Origin of the sequence: Pseudomonas arabinosi (genome assembly GCF_047758675.1) — a bacterium.
Lineage (GTDB): Bacteria > Pseudomonadota > Gammaproteobacteria > Pseudomonadales > Pseudomonadaceae > Aquipseudomonas > Aquipseudomonas arabinosi.
In genome coordinates this window covers 1,584,773-1,609,219 of sequence record NZ_CP180480.1, presented here as the reverse complement: position 1 = coordinate 1,609,219, position 24,447 = coordinate 1,584,773, and the positions used below count along the sequence as shown (strand labels likewise).

General features: G+C 60.5%; 22 protein-coding genes. 3 read left to right on the top strand and 19 right to left on the bottom strand.

The window, feature by feature from the left end:
* Window positions 1–5: 5 nt before the first annotated feature.
* From ACMXYJ_RS07410 to ppc, 5 genes are all read right to left on the bottom strand, one after another.
* Window positions 6–866, bottom strand: a complete 861-nt coding sequence (locus tag ACMXYJ_RS07410; protein ID WP_415759299.1) for a DUF72 domain-containing protein — start codon at window positions 864–866, stop codon at window positions 6–8.
* On the bottom strand, window positions 866–1,171 hold the full coding sequence (locus tag ACMXYJ_RS07405; protein WP_008156859.1) for a hypothetical protein: 306 nt from the start codon (window positions 1,169–1,171) through the stop codon (window positions 866–868). Before ACMXYJ_RS07405 ends, ACMXYJ_RS07410 begins: the two co-directional genes overlap by 1 nt.
* Window positions 1,172–1,418: 247 nt before the next feature.
* Window positions 1,419–2,093, bottom strand: coding sequence for a tRNA (adenosine(37)-N6)-threonylcarbamoyltransferase complex dimerization subunit type 1 TsaB (gene tsaB / locus ACMXYJ_RS07400; RefSeq protein WP_415759298.1), 675 nt, complete (start codon window positions 2,091–2,093; stop codon window positions 1,419–1,421).
* 93 nt (window positions 2,094–2,186) lie between these two features.
* Window positions 2,187–2,834: an adenylate kinase gene (gene adk, locus ACMXYJ_RS07395; RefSeq protein WP_201185897.1), complete on the bottom strand. Its 648-nt coding sequence runs from the start codon at window positions 2,832–2,834 to the stop codon at window positions 2,187–2,189.
* A 289-nt stretch (window positions 2,835–3,123) separates the two neighbouring features.
* A complete protein-coding gene (ppc, locus tag ACMXYJ_RS07390) occupies window positions 3,124–5,754 on the bottom strand; it encodes a phosphoenolpyruvate carboxylase (protein WP_415759297.1) in 2,631 nt (876 codons plus the stop codon).
* Between the two features lie 1,005 nt (window positions 5,755–6,759).
* Between ppc and ACMXYJ_RS07385 the strand changes: the two genes are divergently transcribed.
* The 3 genes from ACMXYJ_RS07385 to ACMXYJ_RS07375 all read left to right on the top strand — a co-directional run bounded on the left by ACMXYJ_RS07385 (window position 6,760) and on the right by ACMXYJ_RS07375 (window position 8,630).
* Entirely contained in the window at window positions 6,760–7,104 is a 345-nt protein-coding gene (locus tag ACMXYJ_RS07385; RefSeq protein ID WP_415759296.1) for a pilin assembly protein, read from the top strand.
* 275 nt (window positions 7,105–7,379) lie between these two features.
* Entirely contained in the window at window positions 7,380–7,793 is a 414-nt protein-coding gene (locus ACMXYJ_RS07380) for a DUF4398 domain-containing protein (RefSeq protein ID WP_415759295.1), read from the top strand.
* A gap of 48 nt (window positions 7,794–7,841) precedes the next feature.
* Entirely contained in the window at window positions 7,842–8,630 is a 789-nt protein-coding gene (locus ACMXYJ_RS07375) for an OmpA family protein (protein ID WP_415759294.1), read from the top strand.
* Window positions 8,631–8,822: 192 nt separating this feature from the next.
* On the opposite strand, the gene ACMXYJ_RS07370 is transcribed toward ACMXYJ_RS07375, so the two are convergent.
* The 14 genes from ACMXYJ_RS07370 to ACMXYJ_RS07305 all read right to left on the bottom strand — a co-directional run bounded on the left by ACMXYJ_RS07370 (window position 8,823) and on the right by ACMXYJ_RS07305 (window position 24,447).
* A complete protein-coding gene (locus tag ACMXYJ_RS07370) occupies window positions 8,823–9,152 on the bottom strand; it encodes a hypothetical protein (protein ID WP_415759293.1) in 330 nt (109 codons plus the stop codon).
* Complete coding sequence (locus ACMXYJ_RS07365; protein ID WP_415759292.1) at window positions 9,149–10,063, bottom strand: alpha/beta hydrolase; 915 nt, start codon at window positions 10,061–10,063, stop codon at window positions 9,149–9,151. Before ACMXYJ_RS07365 ends, ACMXYJ_RS07370 begins: the two co-directional genes overlap by 4 nt.
* A 147-nt stretch (window positions 10,064–10,210) precedes the next feature.
* Complete coding sequence (locus ACMXYJ_RS07360; RefSeq protein WP_177338882.1) at window positions 10,211–11,461, bottom strand: flavohemoglobin expression-modulating QEGLA motif protein; 1,251 nt, start codon at window positions 11,459–11,461, stop codon at window positions 10,211–10,213.
* Between the two features lie 64 nt (window positions 11,462–11,525).
* A complete protein-coding gene (locus ACMXYJ_RS07355; protein ID WP_415759291.1) occupies window positions 11,526–12,080 on the bottom strand; it encodes a hypothetical protein in 555 nt (184 codons plus the stop codon).
* Window positions 12,081–12,206: 126 nt separating this feature from the next.
* Window positions 12,207–12,923 (bottom strand): TetR/AcrR family transcriptional regulator, encoded by a 717-nt coding sequence (locus tag ACMXYJ_RS07350; RefSeq protein ID WP_415759290.1) that lies wholly within the window; start codon window positions 12,921–12,923, stop codon window positions 12,207–12,209.
* Between the two features lie 101 nt (window positions 12,924–13,024).
* Complete coding sequence (lysS, locus tag ACMXYJ_RS07345) at window positions 13,025–14,527, bottom strand: lysine--tRNA ligase (RefSeq protein ID WP_282482734.1); 1,503 nt, start codon at window positions 14,525–14,527, stop codon at window positions 13,025–13,027.
* Window positions 14,528–14,598: 71 nt separating this feature from the next.
* A protein-coding gene (gene prfB, locus ACMXYJ_RS07340) for a peptide chain release factor 2 (RefSeq protein WP_415759289.1) occupies window positions 14,599–15,694 on the bottom strand; the annotation gives its coding sequence in 2 pieces (ribosomal slippage) (window positions 14,599–15,621 and window positions 15,623–15,694; 1,095 coding nt in all).
* Window positions 15,695–15,999: 305 nt separating this feature from the next.
* The gene (locus ACMXYJ_RS07335; RefSeq protein WP_415759288.1) at window positions 16,000–17,001 is read right to left on the bottom strand and encodes a diguanylate cyclase domain-containing protein; all 1,002 of its coding nucleotides are present in this window, start codon (window positions 16,999–17,001) and stop codon (window positions 16,000–16,002) included.
* 47 nt (window positions 17,002–17,048) lie between these two features.
* Window positions 17,049–18,059 (bottom strand): chemotaxis response regulator protein-glutamate methylesterase, encoded by a 1,011-nt coding sequence (locus tag ACMXYJ_RS07330; RefSeq protein ID WP_415759287.1) that lies wholly within the window; start codon window positions 18,057–18,059, stop codon window positions 17,049–17,051.
* Window positions 18,056–20,341, bottom strand: coding sequence for a hybrid sensor histidine kinase/response regulator (locus ACMXYJ_RS07325; RefSeq protein WP_415759286.1), 2,286 nt, complete (start codon window positions 20,339–20,341; stop codon window positions 18,056–18,058). Before ACMXYJ_RS07325 ends, ACMXYJ_RS07330 begins: the two co-directional genes overlap by 4 nt.
* A complete protein-coding gene (locus ACMXYJ_RS07320) occupies window positions 20,338–21,021 on the bottom strand; it encodes a chemotaxis protein CheW (protein WP_415759285.1) in 684 nt (227 codons plus the stop codon). Before ACMXYJ_RS07320 ends, ACMXYJ_RS07325 begins: the two co-directional genes overlap by 4 nt.
* Entirely contained in the window at window positions 21,018–22,292 is a 1,275-nt protein-coding gene (locus ACMXYJ_RS07315; protein WP_415759284.1) for a CheR family methyltransferase, read from the bottom strand. The genes ACMXYJ_RS07320 and ACMXYJ_RS07315 overlap by 4 nt, the downstream gene beginning before the upstream one ends.
* A complete protein-coding gene (locus ACMXYJ_RS07310; RefSeq protein WP_415759283.1) occupies window positions 22,289–22,825 on the bottom strand; it encodes a chemotaxis protein CheW in 537 nt (178 codons plus the stop codon). The genes ACMXYJ_RS07315 and ACMXYJ_RS07310 overlap by 4 nt, the downstream gene beginning before the upstream one ends.
* Entirely contained in the window at window positions 22,825–24,447 is a 1,623-nt protein-coding gene (locus ACMXYJ_RS07305; RefSeq protein ID WP_415759282.1) for a methyl-accepting chemotaxis protein, read from the bottom strand. The genes ACMXYJ_RS07310 and ACMXYJ_RS07305 overlap by 1 nt, the downstream gene beginning before the upstream one ends.

Here is a 24,447-nt window from a genome sequence, read left to right as displayed (position 1 = left end):
CCGCTTCAGAGCAGGCCAAGTTGCTCGGCAGCGGGCTCTCTGTATAGCTCAGGCAGCGGCGGCAGGCCAGGCAAACGCAGCATCAGTTTTGCGTGGAAACGTTGCGCCAGTTTGGCGGCCAGCAGGTTGTCGGCGGTGTGCAGGAAGATATAGGGCGTACGACCCTCTTCGATCCACGCGGCGACTTTCTCGACCCACGGCACGAGGAACGGGTCGTTGGCCTCAAGCTGCGGATGGCCGATGAAGCGTACCTGCGGACATTGCGTGAAGGCTGCCGGACGGGGCGGCACCCTGGGCTTTTTCGATTGGGCGTGAAGGACCGAGGGATCGGTCGATGTGCAGCTGAACAGCGCGCGGGGATCGAGGCAGATACGCTCGACACCGCGATCCAGCAGCAGGCGATTGAGCATTCGCTCGGCATCGCCCTTGGCGAAGAATTCGTCATGCCGCACTTCAACCGCCAGAGGCCGGTCCACCGCATCAATAAAACCGGCAAGCTCCGACAGCCGCTGCGGCGTAAAGCTTTTGGACAGTTGCAGCCACAGCGGTGAAACCCGTTCGCCGAGGGGGCTGAGCAACTGCAGGAAGGTTTCGGCAGCGGTCAATTGTTCGCGCAGGTCGCCGCTGTGGCTGATGTCGCCGGGGAACTTGGCGGTGAAGCGAAAGTGTTCGGGCATGGTTTCGGCCCAACGCTGCACGGTGGTCGCAGCCGGGCTCGCGTAGAAGGTCGTATTGCCTTCCACGGCGTTGAACACTTGGGAATAGAGATTCAGAAATTCGGCGGGTTTGGCGTCCGGCGGATAAAGATAATCGCGCCAGGCGTTTTCACTCCAGGATGGACAGCCAAGGAAGTAAGGCAGCCGCATCAGATGTACAGGTCGAGGCCCAGCACATCCGAATCCCAATCGACAAAACCGGCGGTGCTCAGGTAGCTGGCCAGGGCCTTCGCGACGCTGCTGCTCATGGCACGGTGATAAAGCATGTCTTGTTGACGGGCGGGGAGATTACTCAAGCGTTGCGCAGAGGCCTTGGCAGCGCGGGCAGCCATTTGCTCTTCGGACGGAATTTCCAGCTCGCCGTCGATATCGACGTAGTCGTCATCCGCCACAGGGCCTTTGCGAGGCTTGCGTTTGATGGGGTAGGACTGAGAGGGAACGCCGTCTATACGCATGAGTACATGTCCGGTATCAATGATGGCAGTTTAGTGGCGCACAACCCACTTCGCAAACCGCCGAGTGATAACTAGAACACAGAAAATGGAAAAGGTTTAAAAGCTGGGGATATAAAACGACGATTGGCTGCGTTGCGCAGTCCGCCATCGTCGGATCGCCGCCCGGAGCAAGCTCGCTCCCACAGGGGTTAGCGTAAACCCTGTGGGAGCGAGCTTGCTCGCGATAGGACCAACTCGGTCTTGGAATTTAACGCGCTTTAGGGGTCGCAACCTTATCGCGCAGGTACACCGGCTGAGCCTCATCAGCCACGATCGCCTCGCCACGCGCCCAGGCAAAACGCGCCAGGGTCAGCAGGTCTTCAGCGTGAGGCAGCATGCCCGCATCCTGCCCGGTCAGGTTGACGGCGATTCGCTCGGCATACCCCCAGCCAGTGCCGGCGCCAAACCACTCACCACTGGCGTCAGCCGGCAACGCAGCCACTTCTGGCGGCAATACCGCTTCATTGCCGACCAGCCGCATCTCCCCCGCTGTTTCGCGGTAGCAACCCCAATACACTTCGTCCATGCGCGCATCGATGGCGGCCGCCACCTGGCTCACGCCGTGTTCGCGATAGGCCCGCTGCGCCAGCACGGCCAGGTTCGATACTGGCAACACCGGACGATCCAGCGCAAACGCCAGCCCCTGCACCACGCCGACGGCGATCCGCACGCCGGTGAACGCGCCCGGACCACGGCCGAAAGCGATTGCATCGACCGCTTGCAGGGTGGTCCCGGCATCCGCCAGCAGTTGCTGAATCATCGGCAGCAGCTTCTGTGCATGCAGGCGCGGGATCACCTCGTAATGGCTCGTGACTTTACCGTCATGCAGCAAGGCAACGGAGCAAGCTTCAGTCGCGGTGTCCAGGGCCAGCAAGGTGCTCATCGATGTTTCCGTAAGAGAGGTCAGAAAAAGTGCGCCAGTATAAACAACTACGGCCCGCAAGCGGGCCGTAGAAGATGAAGCGATTCAGACTTTTCAGCTCAGCGCTTCAAGCACCTTGCCGGTGATCGCTTCGACCGAGCCGACGCCTTCGATATGGCTGTACTTCGGCTTGCCCTGATCGGCGGCCAGGTTCTGGTAAAACGCTACCAGTGGCTTGGTCTGGGAATGGTAGACCGACAGGCGATGACGCACGGTTTCTTCGGTGTCGTCCTTGCGCTGCACCAGTGCTTCACCGGTGATGTCATCTTTGCCGGCGATTTTCGGCGGGTTGTAGACGGTGTGGTACACGCGGCCGCTGGCCTCGTGAACGCGGCGACCGGCGATACGCTGAACGATTTCTTCGTCGTCGACGGCGATTTCGACCACGTGATCCAGTTCCACGCCGGCTTTCACCAGGGCTTCAGCCTGAGGAATGGTGCGCGGGAAACCGTCGAACAGGAAACCGTTGGCGCAATCGGCCTGGCTGATGCGCTCCTTGACCAGATTGATGATCAGGTCATCGGAAACCAGACCACCGCTGTCCATGACGCTCTTGGCGATCAGGCCCAGCTCGGTGCCGGCCTTGACCGCTGCACGCAGCATGTCGCCGGTGGAGATTTGCGGAATGCCGAATTTTTCGGTGATGAACTTAGCCTGAGTACCTTTACCGGCCCCGGGAGCTCCCAGCAGAATGACGCGCATCGATGTGCTCCTCAATTTTTTATATAGATAACGTCAGATTCGCCTCGTGGGGCCAATCTCAAAATACGGGTCGTGACCGCCCAAACGGCCAAAGGCTGCTCAAGATACACAGCAGATCCTACGCACACAAGCCGCCGAAAGTCGGAGAAACCCGCGCCTGATGTGGCCTTTCGTCGGGGTAACCCTAGTCGCAACCCCATCACTAACTGTCGCCTGGCAGCACTTTTCAACCCCCTAGCCCACAGGCACCCGACGCTCGCGTCGAGTACCTTGTCCCACGACAAAAACCTTAGCCGGTATTACGCAAACCAGCGGCAATCCCCGCCACAGACACCAGCAGCGCCTGTTCTACCGGGCTACCCTGTGCCACTTCCTGTTGTCGCGAACGCGCCAACAACTCAGCCTGCAATAGATGAAGAGGGTCGAGGTAAGTGTTGCGCAAGCGGATGAATTCAAGTGTGGCTGGGCTATGTGCCAGTAGCTGCGACTGACCGGTCAACCCCAGGACCACCGAGCAGGCCTGCGACAATAGGTCGCGTAAATGCGCACCTAAAGGGAGCAGTTCCGGCTCGACCAAGCGCTCATCGTAAGACCGGGCGATATCAGCATCGGCCTTGGCCAATACCATTTCCAGCATATCGATGCGCGTGCGGAAGAACGGCCACTGTTCGCGCATCTGCCCCAGCAGCTCACCTTCGCCGCGCTCCAGCGCCTTGCTCAACGCCGCTTCCCAGCCGAGCCACGCCGGCAACATCAGCCGCGTCTGGGTCCAGCCGAAGATCCACGGGATCGCCCGCAGGCTTTCAATCCCGCCCGCGCGGCGCTTGGCCGGACGACTGCCCAGCGGCAAGCGTCCCAGTTCCTGCTCTGGGGTGGACTGGCGGAAATACTCAACGAACTGCGGATTTTCCCGCACGACGGCGCGATAAGCGCTGACACCGTCGGCGGCCAATTCGTCCATCAGATTGCGCCAGGCTGGCTCCGGTGGTGGCGGCGGCAGCAAGGTCGCTTCCAGTACCGCCGCCAGGTACAGATTGAGGTTCTGCTCGGCGATGTCTGGTAGGCCAAATTTGAAACGAATCATTTCCCCCTGCTCGGTTGTACGGAAACGCCCCGCCACCGAACCCGGCGGCTGCGACAGAATCGCTGCGTGTGCCGGGCCGCCGCCGCGCCCCACGGTGCCACCACGACCGTGGAACAACAGCAGTTCCACTTGCTGCTCGCGACAGATGTCGACCAAGCGCTCCTGCGCCCGATACTGCGCCCAGGCCGCTGCCGTCGTGCCGGCGTCCTTGGCCGAGTCGGAGTAGCCAATCATCACTTCCTGCGGCCCTTGCAAGCGCGCGCGATAACCGGGCAGCAGCAACAGTTTTTCAATCACCGGGCCGGCGTTATCGAGGTCGGCAAGGGTTTCGAACAGCGGCACCACGCGCATCGGCCGCAACACGCCTGACTCTTTGAGCAGCAGTTGCACGGCCAGCACGTCGGAAGCGGCGCCGGCCATGGAGATCACATAGGAACCGAGCGATGCGCCCGGTGCGGCAGCGATTTCCCGGCAGGTCGCCAACACTTCGGCGGTGTCGGCCGATGGCTTGAAGTACGCCGGCAGTAATGGCCGACGGTTATTCAGTTCGCGCATCAGGAAAGCGATGCGCTCTTCCTCGCTCCAGTCCTCGTACCGCCCAAGGCCCAGGTAGTCGGTGATCTCGGTCATGGCCGCGGTATGCCGCGTCGAGTCTTGACGCACATCGAGACGCACCAGGAACAGCCCGAACGTCACCGCCCGACGCAGGCAATCGAGCAGCGGCCCATCAGCGATCACGCCCATGCCGCACTCATGCAGCGAGTGGTAGCACAGCTCCAGCGGGTCAAGCAGCTCGCGGTTGTTTTGCAACACGTCGGCGGGTGCCGGCGTGGTCTTCGTCAAGGAGGCGTGAGCCCAGTTACGCGTCGCGCGCAGGCGTTCACGCAGCTGTTTAAGCACCGCGCGGTAAGGTTCGGCGCTGTCCCCGGCCTTGGCCTTCAAGTCGTCGCTGGCCTGCTGCATCGACAACTCGGCCGCCAGGTGATCGACATCGCGCAGGTACAAGTCCGCTGCCATCCACCGCGCCAGCAGCAAGACTTCACGGGTCACGGCGGCAGTCACGTTGGGGTTGCCGTCCCGGTCACCGCCCATCCACGAGGCAAAGCGAATCGGCGCTGCCTCCAGTGGGAGGTGCAGGCCAGTAGCGTCATGCAGGGCTTTATCGGCCTTGCGCAAATAGTTGGGGATCGCCTGCCACAGCGAATGTTCGATCACTGCGAAGCCCCACTTGGCTTCATCCACCGGGGTTGGGCGGGTGCGGCGGATTTCTTCGGTGTGCCAGGCTTCGGCGATCAGGCGCTGCAACTTCGTGTGGATCTGCTCGCGTTCGGCAGTGGTCAGGTCGCGATGGTCCTGGGCGGCCAGTTGCGCGGCAATCGCATCGTATTTCTGGATCAGCGTGCGGCGCGCCACTTCGGTCGGGTGCGCGGTGAGGACCAGTTCGATCTCCAGCCGCCCCAGTTGCCGGGCCAGGGATTCGGCGCCATGACCTTCGGCAAGCAGGCGGGCGAGCAGTTCCGGCAGTACCCGCGCTTCGAACGACGCAGGCTGTGACTCTTCGCGTCGGTGAATCAGCTGATATTGCTCGGCGATATTGGCCAGGTTGAGAAACTGGTTGAACGCCCGCGCCACCGGCAGCAACTCTTCTTCGCTCAATTGGTTGAGGCTGGCGCTCAGTTCAGCGTCCATTGAACCGCGACGGTCGGCCTTGGCGCCTTTGCGGATCTGCTCGATCTTGTCGAGAAAACCGTCCCCGTACTGTTCACGAATGGTGTTGCCCAGCAGCTCACCCAACAGGTGAACGTCCTCGCGCAAGCGTGCATCAATATCGGTCATCAGCAGTTCTCCAGCGAAAATCCGGGTGACTTGGTGTCCATGCTCTTGGGTTAGAGAGTGCCGCTGTAAAGCGGTTCTTACAAGCGGACGGCGAAGGGAATGCTATTGGGATTGGGATTGGTGGGGTACATATCCGGTTCTGCGGTGATGGCTGATTACGGTTTCGCTTTTACAGCGACTCACTTTTCCAAACGCCGAAAAGTAAGCAAAAGGCTTTGCCCCTCCATTCGGTGCCTCGCCTAGGCTCGGCATGCCCTCACTCCGGCATTGCTCCGGGGGCCCGCCGCCATCGGCCATCCATGGCCGGGGGCGGCTACCGCGGCATCCTTGCCGCGGTGCCCCCTGCGCAACGCCTGCGTTCGGCCTCTGGGAAAGGGGCAACAGATCAAAATCAAAATCAAAATCAAAAGCCACAGCCACAGCCACAGCCACAGCCACAGCAAGATCAAAAGATCGCAGCCTCGTTTCACTCGACAGCTCCTACAGGGGGGAGGCGGTGTACGCACGCCCCTCACCACTCAACAGGCCGAGCGTTAGCTCGCCTGCAGCTTTTGATCTTGATGCACCGCCGCCTCGAGAGGCCGAGTGGAGGTTCTGCGCAGTGGGCAACCCGGCATGGATGCCGGGTTAGCCGCCCCCGGCCATGGATGGCCGATGGCGGCGGGCCCACGGAGCAGGACCGGAGCGAGGGCATGCCGAGCCTAGGCGAGGCACCGAACGAAAGTGGCAAGAGCCCTTGGTTACTTGGGGCTTTTCCAAGTGACTCGCTGTAAGAGCGAAACCGCCAGCAGCCATCACCGAAGAAACGGATATACACCCAATCCCCCCGCCACAAATGAGCGTGAACGCCCGAAGCACCAAGGCAACGTTCACCATAAGACGACGAAGGGACTTTAAACCTTCGGCGTTAAAGCTAGTCTGAAGAGTAAGCCCTACAACGGCTGCCGCCGGCGATTGCCGGACACTGACACTGCCTGCCACGAGCAGGTGCGCATTGAGGTCACTATGAAAATCCGCGAGCTTGCCCATCACTGGGAAGAAAACGCCAAGGGTCGACTGACCGACACCGGATACTCGATTCATCTGGATGTAGAGGCCGCCGCACGGCTGGCGGCCATTATCGAAATGTACCCCAAACGACACCCCGAAGAACTGCTCGGCGAGCTGATCGGCGCCGCCCTGGAAGAGCTCGAAAAAAGCTTCCCGTATGTGAAGGGCTCGACCGTCGTGGCCACCGACGAAGAAGGTGATCCGCTGTACGAAGACGTCGGTCCGACACCGCGTTTTCTCGCATTGTCCCGTCGTCATTTGCACGATTTGTCGGCCGTCGACGACAAACAGAAACACTGATTACCGCACTTCTTTTCCCCTCCAAAAATACGTATTCCTGACCCCCTGCAGGGCCGGGAATACGGCTGCTTGCGGTAAGAACTCCCGAGCTAGAGCCTTGTCCGTTCGGTCAAAGTTTTTTTGGGCAATGGGCCATATTCTCTGAACTTTCGAAAAACGCCGCAGGTCACACCCATTAACCACGCCTGGGACGGCCGTTTCAAAACACCCCCGAAAATTGAAGGTTGCGGCTCCATACCCAGGATGGATTTTTAAGTTTTTCAGGAGTTATTCCAATGGAGTTGAAGACCATGAAAACCCGAACTGCCAAATCCTCGTTCCCCCCTCTGCGTAGCCTGAAACTGGCTGCACTGGCCATCGGCAGCAGCTTCATTCTGGCCGGTTGTGCCGGTAACCCGCCAAGCGAGCAATTCGCCGTGACGGAATCGGCGGTCAACAGCGCCGTCAGTGCCGGCGGTACCGAATTCGCGGCAGTGGAAATGAAGTCCGCCCAAGACAAGCTCAAACAAGCCGAAATCGCCATGCACGACAAGAAGTACGCCGAAGCCAAGGTCCTGGCCGAACAGGCCGAGTGGGACGCTCGCGTGGCTGAGCGCAAAGCCCAGGCGATCAAAGCTGAACAGGCTGTGAAGGACTCTCAGAAAGGTGTTCAAGAACTGCGTCAGGAAAGCCAGCGCACCGTTCAATAAACGGCCGGCATGACGCACTTCTTACTCGACTAAAAGGACGAAACCACCATGCGTACACAATTGATGATCCCTGCCCTGCTGGCCGCAAGCGTTGCACTGGCCGCCTGCTCCACGCCGCCGAACGCGAACCTGGAACAGGCCCGCACCAACTACACCGGCCTGCAAACCAACCCGCAAGCGAGCAAAGTCGCGGCGCTGGAAACCAAAGAAGCCAGCGATTACCTGGACAAGGCCAACAAGGCTTACCAGGACAAAGAGGACCAGGCCAAGGTCGACCAACTGGCTTACCTGACCAATCAACGTGTTGAAGTGGCGAAGCAGACCATCGCCCTGCGCAACGCCGAAGCCAATCTGAAAAGTGCTTCTGCGCAGCGCGCCCAGGCCCGTCTGGATGCCCGCGATGCGCAGATCAAGCAATTGCAGGACAGCCTGAACGCCAAGCAGACCGATCGCGGTACCTTGGTGACGTTCGGTGATGTGTTGTTCGCCACTGACAGGGCTGATCTGAAGTCCAGCGGTCTGGTGAATATCAACAAACTGGCGCAGTTCCTCTCGGAAAACCCTGATCGCAAAGCGATCGTCGAGGGCTACACCGACAGCACGGGCACCGCGAACCACAACCAGTCGCTGTCCGAACGTCGTGCCGGTTCCGTGCGCATGGCGCTGGTGAAAATGGGCGTTGATCCCGCGCGTATCGTGGCGCAGGGTTACGGCAAGGAATACCCGGTGGCCGAGAACAGCAGCGTCTCGGGCCGTGCGATGAACCGTCGGGTGGAAGTGACCATTTCCAACGACAACCAGCCAGTGATCCCGCGTTCGGCGGTTAGCTCGAACTAAGCTTCGTCTGCTGAAACACAAAAGCCCCGCCTGATCTGATCAGGCGGGGCTTTTGCTTGGCAAACACACAACCCTGTGGGAGCGAGCTTGCTCGCGATGAGGCCACAACATTCCACATCAATGTCGGCTGTTAGACCGCCATCGCGAGCAAGCTCGCTCCCACAGGGGATATTTGGTGAACACAGACCCAGGTTACTGCTCGAGCTTCTGCGGGGCTTCCCGGCCTATGCAACGCACGGCTTTTTTCTTGTTGTTGACCAAAACGCCGCTCAGGCCTTTCTGTTCGGTGTCGAACATCACCAGCACGCCATCGATGCACTGCGCGACTTGCGCGGCCGGCTCCAGGGAAACTTTGTAGTCTTCGCCCGGCACAGTCTTGAGCATGGTGAAGTCGCTGAGCAGCAGCGCATCTTCGGGTTTGGCGAAGTGCAGGTAGCCGTAGAACCACAGGGCTCCGACGGTGCCGAGGATGGTGCAGATACCGGTGATGATCAGCGGGATGGCGTTACGTTCTTCACTCATTGCGGACTCTCTGGTGGTTCATCTTGAGAATTTTTCGGCGCCGGGTAATTCGGGACTTCGCCCAGGCGGCGCAGACCGTTGAAATGCTGCGGGTCATCGAGAAAACGCAGCATGACTTTGCGCCAGACCGGGTCGGCGAACGTCTGCACATGACCGCCACGGGTCAGTTGCAGCACTCGCGGCGGCGGCGCAGCTTGATACAGACGGATGCCGTTGGAAAGGGGCACGATCGGATCGTCGATGCTGTGGTAGATCAGTTTCGGCACGCCATTGAGCTGCGCCATGGAGTGGATCGCGCTGTCGCCGTCTGGCACCAGCCAGGACAGCGGCACCTGAAACATCCAGGTCAGCCAGGAATGGCTCAGGGCAAATTGACCGATACTGCGGTAGCTGGCGGGCACGCCATCGAGGACGAAAGCCTTGAGTTGTTTTTGGCGTTCGGGATGTTGAACCAGATAGTGCACGGCCATCGAACCACCGAGGCTTTGCCCCAAGAGGATCAGCGGCTTGCCCTTGACCTCCGGCGCCTGGTCGAGCCATTTGAACGCGGCGTCGATGTCTTGATAAATCTCTGGCAGCGTCGGTTCACCCTCGGACAGACCGTAGCCGCGATAGTCCAGCAGCAGCACTTGATACCCTTCTTTCGGTAACCACCAACTCCCCCCGAGATGCATGGGCAGGTTGCCGCCGTTACCGTGCAAATGCAGCACCGTGCCTTTGACCTCGACACCTTGTTTGGCCGGCAACCACCAGCCGTGCAGCTTGAGGCCGTCGGCGGTGGTCAGGGTGACGTCGCGGTATTCGAGTTTGGCTTTTTCCGGGGTAAACAGCTGGCCGGGTTCGGGGTAGAACAGCAGCGAGCTGCAGCCGCTCAAGGTCAGCAGCAGGCAAAAAATCCCGAGGAATCTCATCCGTTGAAACCTCGCAAAAATGGAGTTGGAACACAGTACCTGTGGGAGCCGAGCCTGCTCGCGATGGCGGTGTATCAGCTAACACATCTATTGAATGTTAGTCCGCTATCGCGAGCAGGCTCACTCCCACAATGGTCCGCGTTATCGTTAGAGGATATTGGAGTAATCCGCTTCAATCCGGTCCAGGCTCAGGTGATTGAGGAAGTTGGAGAAGCACATCCACGCCGACAGCGCGTTCAGGTCACGGAACTGGTCCGGCAGATACTTCGGTGGCACCACCAGCCCTTCATCCACCAATTGGCGCAAGGTCCGCATGTCTTCCAGCGTGGTCTTGCCGCAAAACAGCAGCGGTATCTGCTCAAGCTTGCCTTTACGCACGGCCAACTGAATGTAGTTGTAAACCATGATAAAGCCCTTGAGGTAGGACAAGTCTTTGGTGAATGGCAGACCTGTCGGTACCGAGCCACGGAAAACCCGACTGGCGTTGCCGTAGCTTTCCGCCATTTCAAAGCCTTGCTCGCGGAAGAACTCGAAGATCTGCAGGAAGTCCGCGCCCTCTTCCACCATGTGAATGGCGCGGGTGCGGTTGGTCAGTTTGCGCAGGCGGCTCGGGTACGAGGCGAACGTGATGATTTCCATCAGGATCGCCAGGCCTTCCTGAGTCACCGTCGACGACGGCGGACCTTTGGAGAGGAAGGTGCAGATCGGCTGGTTCAGGCCATTGAGCGTGGTGCCCACATGTACCAGCCCTTCGTGGACTTCCAGGGCGCGGACGTCACGGTCGTTGAACATCGCGTCGGCGCGGATCTTGATGTAGTCGGCGCCAGCCGCGGCATCGGCGACGATCCCGTCGGACTCGAACACCCGAATGGTTTCCTCGGCCTCGCCGAATACCTTGTTCAAGCGGGTTTGCAGCAGGTGGACGGCTTCCTTGGCGGTGAGGATTTTCGGTTCGTCCTTCAGGTCGCCACGGCCATCGATATTGTTCAGATAATCGGAGAGCATCAGGCCCAGGTCGGAAAGGGTCGGATCGCCGGCGTGGAACGCGTCGGAAGCGGCACCGTAAAGCTCCTGTGAAATCAGCCCGAAATCCTCGGTGCCGCGCGCTTCGAGCATGCGCACCACCATCCGGTATTCCTTGCACATGCGGCGCATGATCTGGCCGACCGGGTTGAACTGTCCGAGCTGACGGGTGATGTCGCGCTCGATGTTCTGGAATTCCAGTTTCACCTTGCTGGAGTCGAACGCCAGCGGCCGGTTCAGGTAATAATCACGGTCCACCGCCGGCATTTCCTTGCCCTTGGCCTTGAGGAAACCCTTGCGGATGTTGTCGTCCCACTTCACCGCATCCAGGACGCGAATCGGCGTCTGCGCCAGCACAATGCGATCGGACAACATGCGTATCGTCTGCTGGTAATCGTCCACCCGAAACTCCTGTAGAAAAACCGTTTACGTGCTGGGTTTATTTGGCTTTGGCCAGGCGCTGATAGCGCACCGCCTCGACGAACACATCGGAATTGGCCGGGTCGTCGAGGTAGGCGAAAACCTGGTCCAGATTGTTGTTGATCAACACGCCGTCGCCGTCGTCGGTCTGGAAGCCTTCGCCGCTGAGGACTTTTTGCCTCAGGGCCTGGTTGATCTGCTCGAGGTCGAGGTTATAGACCACCAGTTCATGTTTATCGGTGAGTTCAAAACCCAAGACAGTGAAATGCCCACCGAATTGCGCCGGCACCTTGGCCGACAGGTACCAGCGACTGCCATGGCGGGTCACCGTGAAGGGATAGGCTTCACGTTCCTTGGGCTTAGCCTTGAAGTAGCTGACGGCCTGATAGTGATTGTCGCCGAGGCGCGTCAGCTCCAGATTCAGCGGTTCGCCCCAGGCGTTGGTGCTGGTCCATTTGCCGAGCAACCCTTTAGGCGCGGGCTCGCTCGAGGGCAGCGGTTCCTTGAAGGTCACCAGACAGCCGTTGAGCAGCAGGAACGACAAGGCGATCACAACGACACGCCAGGCTTTCATTCAACACTCCCTTTGAACACACACGGACCTCATGTGGGAGCGGGCTTGCTCGCGAATGCGGTTGAACATTCAACATTAATGTCGACTGACACACCATATTCGCGAGCAAGCCCGCTCCCACAAGGGTTACACCGACGCCAATACCAAATGCATGTAGCGGGTCAGGATGCCGAGCATTTCGGCTTCGGCGACAGGCTCGGCGTCGTTGAGCAGGCCCTGATATTCCATCCGTCCGATAATCGCCGTCAACACTTTGGCATCCTGTTGTGGCTCGCGGGAACCCAATACCTCGAAAAAATGGCAGGTGCCTTGCAGAAGAATTTGCTGATGCGAGCGCACCAACTCCGCCAGACGCGGGTTCAACAGCGCCTCCTGACGGAACGCCTGCTCGGCCATCAAGTGTTCGCGACGGTTGTGCAATTGGCGCTGCACGTAATCGGCGGTCAGGCGTGCGATATCGTCAGCCAGCTGTGAACGGGACTCGGGGCTGCCATCGCCATAAGCCACCATTTCGCGCAGCAGGCCTTCGTTGTTGGTCCACAGCTTGGCCATGAACGCCGCGCTGCGTTCCACGTATTGGGCAAAGGTATCGGTGAGCAGGTCATCGATATCCTTGAAATAGTAAGTGGTGGCCGACAGCGGCACACCGGCCTCGGCGGCCACCGCGCGGTGACGCACGGCCCGCACGCCATCGCGCACGACAATGCGCATCGCCGCATCGAGAATGTCCTGTCGACGCTGTTCACTGCCCTGTCGGCTGGCCTTGCGACCCTGGTACTGAACACTTTCAGCGACCGCAGTGGCGACGTCCGCTGCACCCTCTTGAGCAATTGCACGGTTCACGACAGGTATTCCTCTCTACTTCAAAAGTAACCAATTGATACGTTTGTACCAGACAGGCAATAAAAAGCCGCCTGTTTTAGGCGGCTTTTTTATTGAAACACTTACGCTTGTGGCCGCATGTGCGGGAACAGGATCACGTCGCGGATCGACGGGGAGTTGGTCAGCAGCATCACCAGACGGTCGATGCCGATACCTTCACCGGCCGTTGGCGGCATGCCGTACTCCAGCGCGCGAACGAAGTCGGCGTCGTAGTGCATGGCCTCGTCGTCGCCGGCGTCCTTGTCCGCCACCTGCGCCATGAAGCGCTCGGCCTGGTCTTCCGCGTCGTTCAACTCGGAGTAGGCGTTGGCAATTTCGCGGCCACCGATGAACAGCTCAAAACGGTCGGTGACGTTCGGGTTGTCGTCGTTACGACGGGCCAGCGGCGACACTTCGAACGGGTACTGAGTGATGAAGTGCGGCTGCTCCAGCTTATGCTCGACCAGCTCTTCGAAAATCATCACCTGCAGCTTGCCCAGACCTTCGAAGCCCAGCACCTTGGCGCCGGCCTTCTTGGCGATGGCGCGGGCCTTGTCGATGTCGGTCAGGTCGTCAGCGGTCAGCTCAGGGTTGTACTTGAGGATCGAGTCGAACACCGACAGACGCACGAACGGTTCGCCGAAGTGGAACACTTTGTCGCCGTAAGGCACGTCGGTGCTGCCCAGAACCAGTTGCGCCAGTTCGCGGAACAGCTCTTCGGTCAGGTCCATGTTGTCTTCGTAGTCGGCGTAAGCCTGATAGAACTCCAACATGGTGAATTCAGGGTTGTGACGAGTCGAAACGCCTTCGTTACGGAAGTTGCGGTTGATCTCGAACACCTTTTCAAAACCACCGACCACCAGACGCTTGAGGTACAGCTCCGGCGCGATGCGCAGGAACATTTCCATGTCCAGCGCGTTGTGGTGAGTCTCGAACGGCTTGGCTGCCGCACCACCCGGAATGGTTTGCAGCATCGGCGTTTCCACTTCCAGGAAGTCACGCTGCATCAGGAAACTGCGGATGTGCGCAATCACTTGCGAACGAACGCGGAAGGTCTGGCGCACGTCTTCGTTGACGATCAGGTCAACGTAGCGCTGACGATAGCGCTGTTCGGTGTCGGTCAGGCCGTGGTGTTTGTCCGGCAGCGGACGCAGGGACTTGGTCAGCAGGCGCACTTCAGTCATTTCGACGTACAGGTCGCCCTTGCCGGAACGCGCCAGGGTGCCAACGGCTGCGATGATGTCGCCCATGTCCCAGGTTTTCACCGAGGCCAGGGTTTCTTCGGACAGGGTTTTACGGTTGACGTAGACCTGAATGCGACCGGTCATGTCCTGGATCACCATGAACGAACCACGGTTGAGCATGATGCGACCGGCAACCTTGACCGGGATCGCAGCCTCTGCCAGCTCTTCCTTGGTCTTGTCCGCGTACTGTTTCTGCAAGTCTTCGCAGTAGTTGTCGCGGCGGAAGTCGTTCGGGAAGGCATTGCCCTTGGCGCGCTCGGCAGCCAGCTTTTCCTTGCGCAGGGCGATCAGGGAGTTTTCTTCCTGTTGCAGGGCTTGCGGGTCGAGTTCTAGGTCGCTCATGTCTTTAAAAATTCCATCACAGGTTCGTTGCCCCCACCGATGGCAGGGGACTTAAGGTCATGACTGGCGGTTTACAGGCCTTGTTTCAAGCTGGCCACCAGGTATTCGTCGATGTCGCCGTCGAGCACCTTGTCGCAGTCGCTGCGTTCGATGTTAGTGCGCAAATCCTTGATTCGCGACGCATCGAGTACATACGAGCGGATCTGGTGACCCCAGCCGATGTCCGACTTGGTGTCTTCCAGGGCCTGGGAGGCGGCATTGCGTTTCTGTACTTCCTGCTCGTACAAGCGCGCCCGCAACATTTTCATCGCGGTGTCTTTGTTGGCGTGCTGGGAGCGTTCGTTCTGGCAGCTGACCACGGTGTTGGACGGTACGTGGGTGATCCGTACGGCCGAGTCGGTGGTGTTTACGTGCTGACCACCGGCACCGGAGGAGCGGTAGGTATCGATGCGCAGGTCCGACGGGTTGATGTCGATTTCGATGTTGTCATCGATTTCCGGCGACACGAACACGGCCGAGAACGAGGTGTGGCGACGGTTACCGGAGTCGTACGGGCTCTTGCGCACCAGACGGTGCACACCGATTTCGGTACGCAACCAGCCAAAGGCGTATTCACCCTTGATATGGAGTGTGGCGCCTTTGATACCGGCGACTTCACCGGCCGACAGTTCCATGATGGTCGCGTCGAAACCGCGTTTGTCGGCCCAGCGCAGGTACATGCGCAGCAGGATGTTGGCCCAGTCTTGAGCCTCGGTACCGCCGGAGCCGGCCTGGATGTCCAGGTAGGCGTTGTTGGCGTCCATTTCACCGCTGAACATGCGACGGAATTCGAGTTTTTCGAGGGATTCGCGCAAACGTTCGACTTCGGCAGCGACGTCATCGACGGCGGCCTGGTCTTCTTCTTCGGCGGACATCAGCAGCAGGTCTTTGGCGTCGGCCAGGCCTGTGTGCATTTCGTCGAGGGTTTCGACGATCTGAGCCAGCAGGGACCGCTCGCGGCCCAGCTCCTGAGCGTACGTCGGGTTGTTCCAGACAGCCGGATCTTCAAGCTCGCGATTGACTTCAGTCAGACGCTCATGCTTTTGATCGTAGTCAAAGATACCCCCGAATAGTTTCGGAGCGCTCGGACAGGTCCTTGATGCTGTTAAGGATCGGGTTGATTTCCATGGCGGGCAGCACTCGTTGGCGAACTTTTGAAAGCCGGCGAGTATAACGTAATCAGGCTGTCACGGCAGCCCGCCTGGCGGCTTTAGGGGTGAATGGTTTTGGCAAACGGCAAACACTTGTAGCAGCGGTCGAGCCCCGCGAGGCCGCGTTCGAGCCGGGGCCGCGTTCGACCGAAGTCCTCGCAAAACCTGTGTACGCGGTTTTTCCTGAACGACCGCGTTGCCTGGTTTTACGACGGCTGCGCCGCCGAACGCTGCCTCGCGGGCTCGTCAGTTGCTACTGTGCTACAGCGCTAGGGGTGTGAGTTATTCGATGCCCACCTGATTACGCCCATTGTTCTTCGCCAGATACAGCCCCTTGTCCGCCGCCGAGATCAGTTGACGGCAATCGCCGCCCGATTGCGGGGTCATGGTCGACAAACCGATGCTGATGGTCAGGCTTGAACCTTCAGCCGGGAAAACATGCGGGATCTTTAGCGACGCCACTGTCTGGCGGAGTTTTTCCGCGACCAGTCGCGCGCCGCCCGGCGAAGTATTGGGCAGCACCAGAGCGAATTCTTCGCCGCCGTAACGGGCCGGCAGGTCCGAAGGTCGCGCGCTGGCATCACGAATCGCCGTGGCCACTTTGCGCAGGGCTTCATCGCCTTCAAGGTGGCCGAAGCTGTCGTTGTAGGATTTGAAGTAGTCGACATCGATCATCAGCAGCGACAGTTGACTCTGGTCACGCAGCGAACGGCGCCACTCAAGCTCCAGGTATTCGTCGAAATGCCGGCGGTTCGACAGCCCGGTCAGGCCGTCGGAGTTCATCAGGCGTTGCAGCACCAGGTTGGTGTCGAGCAACTGCTGCTGGCTGACCCGCAACGCGCGATAAGCGGCGTCGCGCTGCAGCAATGTCATGTAGGAACGCGAGTGATAGCGGATGCGCGCCACCAGTTCGATGTTGTCCGGCAACTTCACCAGGTAATCATTGGCCCCGGCCGCAAACGCCGCGCTCTTGATCAGCGGGTCTTCCTTGGTCGACAGGACAATGATCGGGATGTCCTTGGTCGCCGGATGGTTGCGGTACTCGCGCACCAGGCTCAAGCCGTCAAGACCGGGCATCACCAGATCCTGGAGGATCACCGTCGGTTTGATGCGGATCGCCTGGGCGATGGCCTGGTGCGGGTCGGCGCAGAAGTGGAAGTCGATGTTTTCTTCGTTCGACAACCCGCGGCGCACCGCCTCGCCGATCATTGCCTGATCGTCCACCAACAACACCATGGCGGCGTTTTCGTCGGTTTTGAAGCCGTCGAGCTGTAAGTCATTCATGGGCAGTCACCTGAGTACTACTTGGGCCAGATTGCTGTGATAAGTCTTCATTTGGGGAAAATCTCCAACAATCGTGGCGCTATCTTTTCCAGTGGGCGAATCTCCACAGCGGCGTCGATGGCCGCTGCCGCCTTCGGCATTCCGTATACCGCACTGCTGTTCTGATCCTGAGCGATGGTCAGGTATCCCTGTTGGCGCATGAGTTTAAGCCCCTGCGCGCCATCGCGCCCCATGCCGGTGAGCAAAACACCCACGGCATCGCCGTTCCAGTAATTGGCCACGCTCTCGAAGAACACATCGATCGAGGGCCGGTAGATCTCGTTGATCGGTTCGGCGGTGTAAGCCAGCGTGCCGTTTTTCAACAAGCGAATATGGTGATTGGTGCCCGCCAGCAACACCGAGCCGGCCTGCGGTGGCTCACCTTCCTGGGCCAGGCGCACATCCAGGCCGCTGGCGCTGCTGAGCCATTCGGCCATGCCGGCGGCGAACACCTGGTCAACATGCTGCACCAGCACGATGGCGGCCGAAAAGTTTCGCGGCAGCCCCTTGAGCAATACTTCCAGCGCGGCCGGCCCACCTGCCGATGAGCCAATGGCGATCAGGTGCTGGCGCGAAGCCGAACTGCGCAGCGGGCTCGGGGCGGCTCGCTCCCGATTGCCCCGGTCACCAATCAGCCAACCGATGTTCATGATCTTGCGCAGCAACGGCGCCGCTGCCTCTTGGGCATTGCCGGCACCGATGGCCGGCGTATCGACCACGTCCAGCGCGCCGTGGCCCATGGCCTCAAACACCCGATGCACGTTCTGCTGGCGGTCGACCGTAACGATGACAATCGCGCACGGCGTCTCGGACATGATCCGCCGGGTCGCCTCCACGCCATCCATCACGGGCATGATCAGGTCCATCAGAATCAGATCCGGCGTGTTTTCAGCGCAACGCTGCACCGCCTCGGCCCCATTACCGGCGACCCAGACCACCTCGTGCGCCGGATCGAATGCCAGGGCGCGGCGCAGGGCCTCCACCGCCATGGGCATGTCGTTGACGATCGCTATTTTCATGCACGCGCTCCTCCAATGAGCTCAACCACTGCGTCAAGCAGGGCGTCGTCATGAAAACTGGCTTTGGCTAGATAATAGTCGGCTCCAGCGTCCAGTCCACGGCGACGATCCTCTTCACGATCCTTGTAAGACACCACCATAACCGGCAGGGATTGCAGGCGATTGTCCCGGCGCAGTAAAGACACCAGTTCGATGCCATCCATGCGCGGCATATCAATGTCGGTGATCAGCAGATCGAAATCCTCCGAACGCAGGGCGTTCCAGCCATCCATCCCGTCCACCGCCACCGCCACGTCGTAGCCGCGATTGAGTAGCAACTTGCGTTGCAACTCACGCACGGTCAGCGAATCGTCGACCACCAGAATCCGTTTTCGAGCCGCTTCAACCGCTTGGCTGCCTTGACGAGCAATGCGCTCAAGACGCCCGGTATTGAGCAGCTTGTCCACCGAGCGCAGCATGTCTTCGACGTCGACGATCAGCACTACCGAACCATCGTCGAGCAAGGCCCCGGCGGAAATGTCCTGCACCTTGCCCAGACGCTCGTCCAGCGGCAAAACGACCAACGTCCGCTCGCCGATAAAGCGCTCGACCGCCACGCCGTAAATCGCTTCACGCTCGCGAATCACCACCACTTTGAGGGTTTGCTGACTGTTCTGGCTTGCCGGACGCTGCAACAGCTGACTGGCCGCGACCAGCCCGACATGCCGGCCTTCGTGCCAGAAATGCTGACGGCCTTCGACCTGGACAATGTCCGCCGGCTCCAGATCGCACATCCGTTCGATGTGGGCCAGCGGAAAGGCATACGCCTCGTCACCGACCTCCACCACCAGACTGCGCACCACCGACAGGGTCAGCGGCACTTCGAGATGGAAACGACTGCCCTCGCCCGCCACCTGCTCCAGCACGACCGCGCCGCGCACCTGGCGAACCATGTGCTGGACCGCATCCAGTCCGACGCCGCGCCCGGAGACTTCGGTGACCGTGTCGCGCAGGCTGAAACCCGGTAGAAACAGGAAGGTCAGCAGCTCTTCTTCACTCAATTGCGCGGCGGTTTCAGCCGGGGACAATTGACGCTCGATGATGCTGCGGCGGACCTTTTCCAGATCGACGCCATTACCGTCATCGCTCAGTTCCAGCACCAGCAGACCAGCCTGATGGGAAGCGCGCAAACGGATCAAGCCTTCAGCGGGTTTACCCGCCAATAGCCGTTGCTCCGGGGATTCGATGCCGTGATCCACAGCATTGCGCAGCAGGTGAGTCAACGGCGCTTCAAGCTTCTCCAACACGTCGCGGTCAACCTGGGTTTTCTCGCCCTCGATCTCCAGTCGCACTTGCTTGCCGAGGCTGCGACCGAGGTCACGGACCATGCGCTCTTGCCCGCTCAACACATCGGCAAACGGCCGCATGCGGCAGGCCAGCGCGGTGTCGTACAACACTTGCGCCCGTTGACTGGCCTGCCAGGCGAACTCATCCAGTTCGGCGTTCTTTTCCACCAGCAATTGCTGAGACTCAGCCAATAGCCGACGAGCGACTTCGAGGGCTTCCTGTGCTTCCAGACTCAAGGCATGTTCCTTGAGGTGGACGTTGAGGTTTTCCAGGGCCCGCAGGCCGTTGTTCTGCATACGCTTGAGGCGTTGCATGGTGGCCAGGTGCGGTTTGAGCCGCAGGGTTTCCACCAGGGATTTGCTCGACAGATCAAGCAGGCTGTTCAGGCGGTCGGCCGTGACGCGTAATACGCGCTCGCCATTTTCGATGGTGCGTTTAGTCTTGGGCGTTGGCTCGGCGGGCGCTGCCGGGGGGGCTTCGGTGGCGGCCGGCATGGGCGGCTCAACCTTGGGCGTCGGCGGTTCCAGCTGAAGTTCTGCCATCGGCGGCGCGATGGGGGTAGCCGCCATGTGATCAAGCAGCCGTCCCATCAAGACGACGTAAGCTTCGATATCCGCAGGCGCCGGAGCGTTGCCCGGCGTCGCAATTCGCATCAGCAGATCAGTGCCTTGCAACAGTGCATCAATGTATTCGGGCCGCAGGTACAGGCGCCCTTCCTGGGCGCTGACCAGGTAATCTTCCATCACATGGGCGACGCTGACCCCGGCATCGACCCCGACAATCCGCGCCGCGCCCTTGAGCGAGTGGGCCGCGCGCATGCACGACTCGAGGTAATCGGCCTGGGTCGGATCGCGCTCGAGCGCCAGCAGGCCGGCGCTTAGCACCAAGGTCTGGGCCTCGGCTTCCAGACTGAACAGTTCCAGCAAAGAGGCGTCGCGCATTTGCTCGGGGGTCATGTGAGGCTCCGGGTCACGGCGGACAGCAGCTGTTCTTCATCCAGCCAACGCAGGCTGCGACCTTTGAATTGCAACACGCCACGGGTGTATTTGGCGCTGGCCTGCGTGCCGGAGCGGGACGCCGCCTCGAGGATGCGTTCGTCGATGGCGTGAATCCCGTCCACTTCATCCACCGGCACCACCACCGGTCCGCCGTGGGCGGCGATGATCAGCATGCGCGGCATGACCCGCGCGCCGGACGCCACGCTGCTGACGCCGTCGAGCCCCAGCAGTTCCACCAGCGACAGGCACGCTACCAACGCGCCGCGCACATTCGCCACGCCGAGCAAGGCCCGGGAGCGTTGGTGCGGCAAGGAATGAATGGCTTGCAGCGGCGAGACTTCCACCAGACTTCGAGTGGCCAGGGCCAGCCATTCTTCACCGAGGCGAAACATCAACAGCGAGCGGGTTTTTACGTCGCTATCGACCGCCGTGGAGACTTGTCCACGGTCTTCCTGTTGCAACGCGTAGCGGTCGAGCAAGCGCGTCGCCGCGGCCGAATACACCGCGCAATTGCGGCAGTGAATGTGATCGCTCAGCAGCGGGCAGGACTTGTCGCCGTGGATACCGATACGGTTCCAGCAATCGTCGATGGCCTGGGCATCTTCATGGGTGAGGCTAAAGGTGTCGGCGGCGTTCATCGTTTACGCTCACTGTCAGTGGCGCGCTCACTGCGGGCGGCGCGGTCCTGCAATCGTCTGGCGCCTGCCGTGTCACCCAAGGATTGCAGCAACGTCGCCAGGTGCATCAACGCGTCGGGATGTTGCGGGTCGAGGTACAACGCCTTGCGATAAAAACCCTGAGCCTCAAGGACTCTGCCGGCGACATCGCTAAGCAAGCCCAGCCAGTAAAAAACCTGGGCCACGGGCTCGTGACTGCGCAAATAGCTATCGCACGCGGCGCGGGCCTCGGCGCTTTTGCCTTCGTTGGCCAGCGCGGCGATGTTCGCCAGCAGCGCGGCGGTGTCCGGGCTGGCGACTTTCGTCACGACAGGCAGCGGTGCCACCGTTGCGAAGGGCCGACTGCGAACGGGCGGCGGTGCCACGCCGCGCACCGGCTGGCGCACGGGCAGAGGCGTCGGAACGAACGTCGCAATGGGCGCAGGCTCTGGTGCGCTCTGGCGACTGAACGCAAAGGACTGCGGGATGCCGATCGAACGCATCCCGAAACGGCCGAGCAAACTGCCCTCGGCCGGGCCGATAAACAGCACGCCATCCACATGGGTCAAACGCTTGAGCACTTCGAACACTTGCTGCTGGGTCGGCTGATCGAAATAGATCAGCAGGTTGCGGCAAAACACAAAGTCATAAGGCGGCTCGTTGGCCAGCAACATCGGATCCAGCAGATTGCCGACCTGCAAACGCACTTGTTCGAGCACTCGCCCGCTGAGGCGATAGCCCTCCTCGCCTTCAGCGGTGAAATGCCGGTCGCGAAAGGCGATGTCCTGGCCACGGAACGAATTCTTGCCGTACAGCGCGCGCCGGGCTTTTTCCACCGACAACGGGCTGACGTCCATGCCTTCGACCTTGAACTGGTGCGGCTGTAGCCCGGCATCGAGCAACGCCATGGCGATGGAATACGGTTCTTCACCGGTGGAACACGGCAGGCTGAGAATCCGCAGCGCGCGCATATTGTTGATGTCGCTCAGGCGTTTGGCAGCCAGTTTCGCCAACGTGGCGAAGGATTCCGGGTAACGGAAAAACCAGGTCTCGGGGACAATCACCGCTTCGATCAGCGCCTGCTGCTCGTCCCGCGAACCCTGCAAGGTGTGCCAGTACTCATCGGCCGTCAGCGCTTTGGATGCCATGCTGCGTTGACGCACCGCACGTTCGATGATCGCCGGGCCTACCGACGTCACGTCGAGGCCGATGCGCTCTTTGAGGAAATCGAAAAACCGCTGATCGCTGCTCATGGCCGCTCCTCAAACAGCGCCAGGTCCAACGGCTGCGACGGAAACAGCAGCGCGCGAACCTTCTCGTCCAGCAGATCAGCGACCCGCACCCATTGCAGCAATCCCTGGGCATCTTCGCGCACCGGCCCCAGGTACGGCGCCTGGCGATTGTCCAGGCCATAGGGCTGAAAATCCGCCGGGCTGCAGCGCAAGGTGTCGGTGGCCTGTTCCAGAATCAGCCCGAGCAATTGCGCCTCAGCGAACTCATCCGGACGATAATTGACCAGCACCAAGCGCGTGCTGGTGCGGGCCTGAGCCGGTTGGCCGAAGGTCAGCGCACTGAGGTCGATCACCGGCACCACCGCGCCGCGGTAGGCGAACACCCCGGCGACCCAGTCCGGCGCGCGGGGAATCGGTTTCAACGGCAGACGCGGCAGCACTTCCGCCACCTCAATAGCCTGCAAGGCATAGCGCTCGTTGCCGATGCGAAACACCAGAAACAGTGATTGCAGCGCCGGCTTCACGGCGGTGCGCTTGGCCGTGGGTTCGCTCATCAGACTTTGAATCGCGAAACGCCACTGCGCAGCCCTACGGCCACCTGGCTCAGCTCGTCGATGGCGAAACTGGCCTGGCGCAGGGACTCGACGGTCTGGCTGCTGGCATCGCCCAACTGCACCAGCGCGTGGTTGATCTGCTCCGCGCCCGTGGCCTGGGCCTGCATACCCTCGTTGACCATCAACACCCGCGGCGCCAGCGCCTGAACCTGATGGATGATCTGCGACAGCTGCTCGCCGATTTGCTGCACCTCGGACATGCCGCGGCGCACTTCTTCAGAGAACTTGTCCATGCCCATGACCCCGGCCGACACTGCCGACTGGATCTCGCGCACCATCTGCTCGATGTCGTACGTGGCGACGGCGGTCTGGTCCGCCAGACGCCGCACTTCGGTGGCGACGACGGAAAAACCGCGGCCGTATTCACCGGCTTTTTCGGCCTCAATCGCTGCATTGAGCGACAGCAGATTGGTCTGGTCGGCGACCTTGACGATGGTCACCACCACCTGGTTGATGTTGCCGGCCTTCTCATTGAGGATCGCCAGTTTGGCGTTGACCAGATCGGCCGCGCCCATCACCGAGTGCATGGTCTCTTCCATCCGCGCCAGGCCTTGCTGCCCGGAACCGGCGAGCACCGAGGCCTGATCGGCGGCGGTGGAGACTTCGATCATCGTGCGCACCAGATCCCGGGAAGTGGCCGCAATCTCACGGGACGTCGCGCCGATTTCGGTAGTGGTGGCGGCGGTTTCGGTGGCGGTCGCCTGTTGTTGCTTGGAGGTGGCGGCGATCTCGGTCACCGAGGTGGTGACCTGCACCGAGGAACGCTGGGCCTGGGACACCAGCGACGTCAGCTCGGTCATCATGTCGTTGAAGCCGGTTTCCACGGCGCCGAATTCGTCCTTGCGCGCCAGGTCCAGACGGCTGCTGAGATCGCCGGTACGCATTATTTCGAGGATCTGCACAATGCGGTTCATCGGCGCCATAATCGCGCGCATCAACAAAAGACCACACAACCCGGCACTAAGGACGGCGACCAGTAACGAAATGCCCATGATCAGCTTCGCCACCGCTACCGACGAAATGATCGAGTCAGTGGCCGCCTCAGTCGCGTCCCTGTTGAATTCAATGAGTTCGTCCAGCTGTTTGCGGCCGGCAGCCCATGCTGGGGTCAGCTCTTCGGTGAATAGGCGGCGGGCCTGTTCGAAGTCCTTATGCTGGTAGACATCGAGTACCTCTTCGAGCTGCTTGTCATATTGATCGTGCAGTTTTTCAAACTCCTCAAACCTTGCCTGATCATCTTTCTCGAAGATGGTACTCCGGTAGCTAGCCATCGAGCGTTGCAGCCTTTCCTCAATACCCTGGTACAGATCCTTGTCAGCCTGGGTCATGCCTCGACCGCCCCCCAGCCCGATCAGTTGCTGGGTCAGCACGTAATCATCGACCCAGGCACCGCGAATCAGGGAACTGTAGTGAATCCCGGGAACACTGTCCGAGCGCACAACGTTCTCGCTGGACTCAATCGACAGTAAACGGGAATACGACACGACGACCATCAGCAACATGATGGCGATAATCACCGCAAAGCTCGCCAAGATGCGTTGGCGCAACGTCCAGTTCTTCAC

Bases quoted from the DNA above. Each gene is read 5' to 3' on its own strand.
- ACMXYJ_RS07320 (WP_415759285.1), bottom strand. From the start codon at position 21,021: ATGAACGCCGCCGACACCTTTAGCCTCACCCATGAAGATGCCCAGGCC.
- tsaB (WP_415759298.1), bottom strand. From the start codon at position 2,093: ATGAGCACCTTGCTGGCCCTGGACACCGCGACTGAAGCTTGCTCCGTT.
- ACMXYJ_RS07360 (WP_177338882.1), bottom strand. From the start codon at position 11,461: ATGTTGTCCGATCGCATTGTGCTGGCGCAGACGCCGATTCGCGTCCTG.
- ACMXYJ_RS07330 (WP_415759287.1), bottom strand. From the start codon at position 18,059: ATGAAAATAGCGATCGTCAACGACATGCCCATGGCGGTGGAGGCCCTG.
- ACMXYJ_RS07405 (WP_008156859.1), bottom strand. From the start codon at position 1,171: ATGCGTATAGACGGCGTTCCCTCTCAGTCCTACCCCATCAAACGCAAG.
- ppc (WP_415759297.1), bottom strand. From the start codon at position 5,754: ATGACCGATATTGATGCACGCTTGCGCGAGGACGTTCACCTGTTGGGT.
- ACMXYJ_RS07335 (WP_415759288.1), bottom strand. From the start codon at position 17,001: ATGAATGACTTACAGCTCGACGGCTTCAAAACCGACGAAAACGCCGCC.
- lysS (WP_282482734.1), bottom strand. From the start codon at position 14,527: ATGAGCGACCTAGAACTCGACCCGCAAGCCCTGCAACAGGAAGAAAAC.
- ACMXYJ_RS07365 (WP_415759292.1), bottom strand. From the start codon at position 10,063: ATGAGATTCCTCGGGATTTTTTGCCTGCTGCTGACCTTGAGCGGCTGC.
- ACMXYJ_RS07370 (WP_415759293.1), bottom strand. From the start codon at position 9,152: ATGAGTGAAGAACGTAACGCCATCCCGCTGATCATCACCGGTATCTGC.
- ACMXYJ_RS07355 (WP_415759291.1), bottom strand. From the start codon at position 12,080: ATGAAAGCCTGGCGTGTCGTTGTGATCGCCTTGTCGTTCCTGCTGCTC.
- ACMXYJ_RS07380 (WP_415759295.1), top strand. From the start codon at position 7,380: ATGGAGTTGAAGACCATGAAAACCCGAACTGCCAAATCCTCGTTCCCC.
- ACMXYJ_RS07375 (WP_415759294.1), top strand. From the start codon at position 7,842: ATGCGTACACAATTGATGATCCCTGCCCTGCTGGCCGCAAGCGTTGCA.
- ACMXYJ_RS07310 (WP_415759283.1), bottom strand. From the start codon at position 22,825: ATGAGCGAACCCACGGCCAAGCGCACCGCCGTGAAGCCGGCGCTGCAA.
- ACMXYJ_RS07410 (WP_415759299.1), bottom strand. From the start codon at position 866: ATGCGGCTGCCTTACTTCCTTGGCTGTCCATCCTGGAGTGAAAACGCC.
- ACMXYJ_RS07325 (WP_415759286.1), bottom strand. From the start codon at position 20,341: ATGACCCCCGAGCAAATGCGCGACGCCTCTTTGCTGGAACTGTTCAGT.
- ACMXYJ_RS07315 (WP_415759284.1), bottom strand. From the start codon at position 22,292: ATGAGCAGCGATCAGCGGTTTTTCGATTTCCTCAAAGAGCGCATCGGC.
- adk (WP_201185897.1), bottom strand. From the start codon at position 2,834: ATGCGCGTCATTCTGCTGGGAGCTCCCGGGGCCGGTAAAGGTACTCAG.
- ACMXYJ_RS07385 (WP_415759296.1), top strand. From the start codon at position 6,760: ATGAAAATCCGCGAGCTTGCCCATCACTGGGAAGAAAACGCCAAGGGT.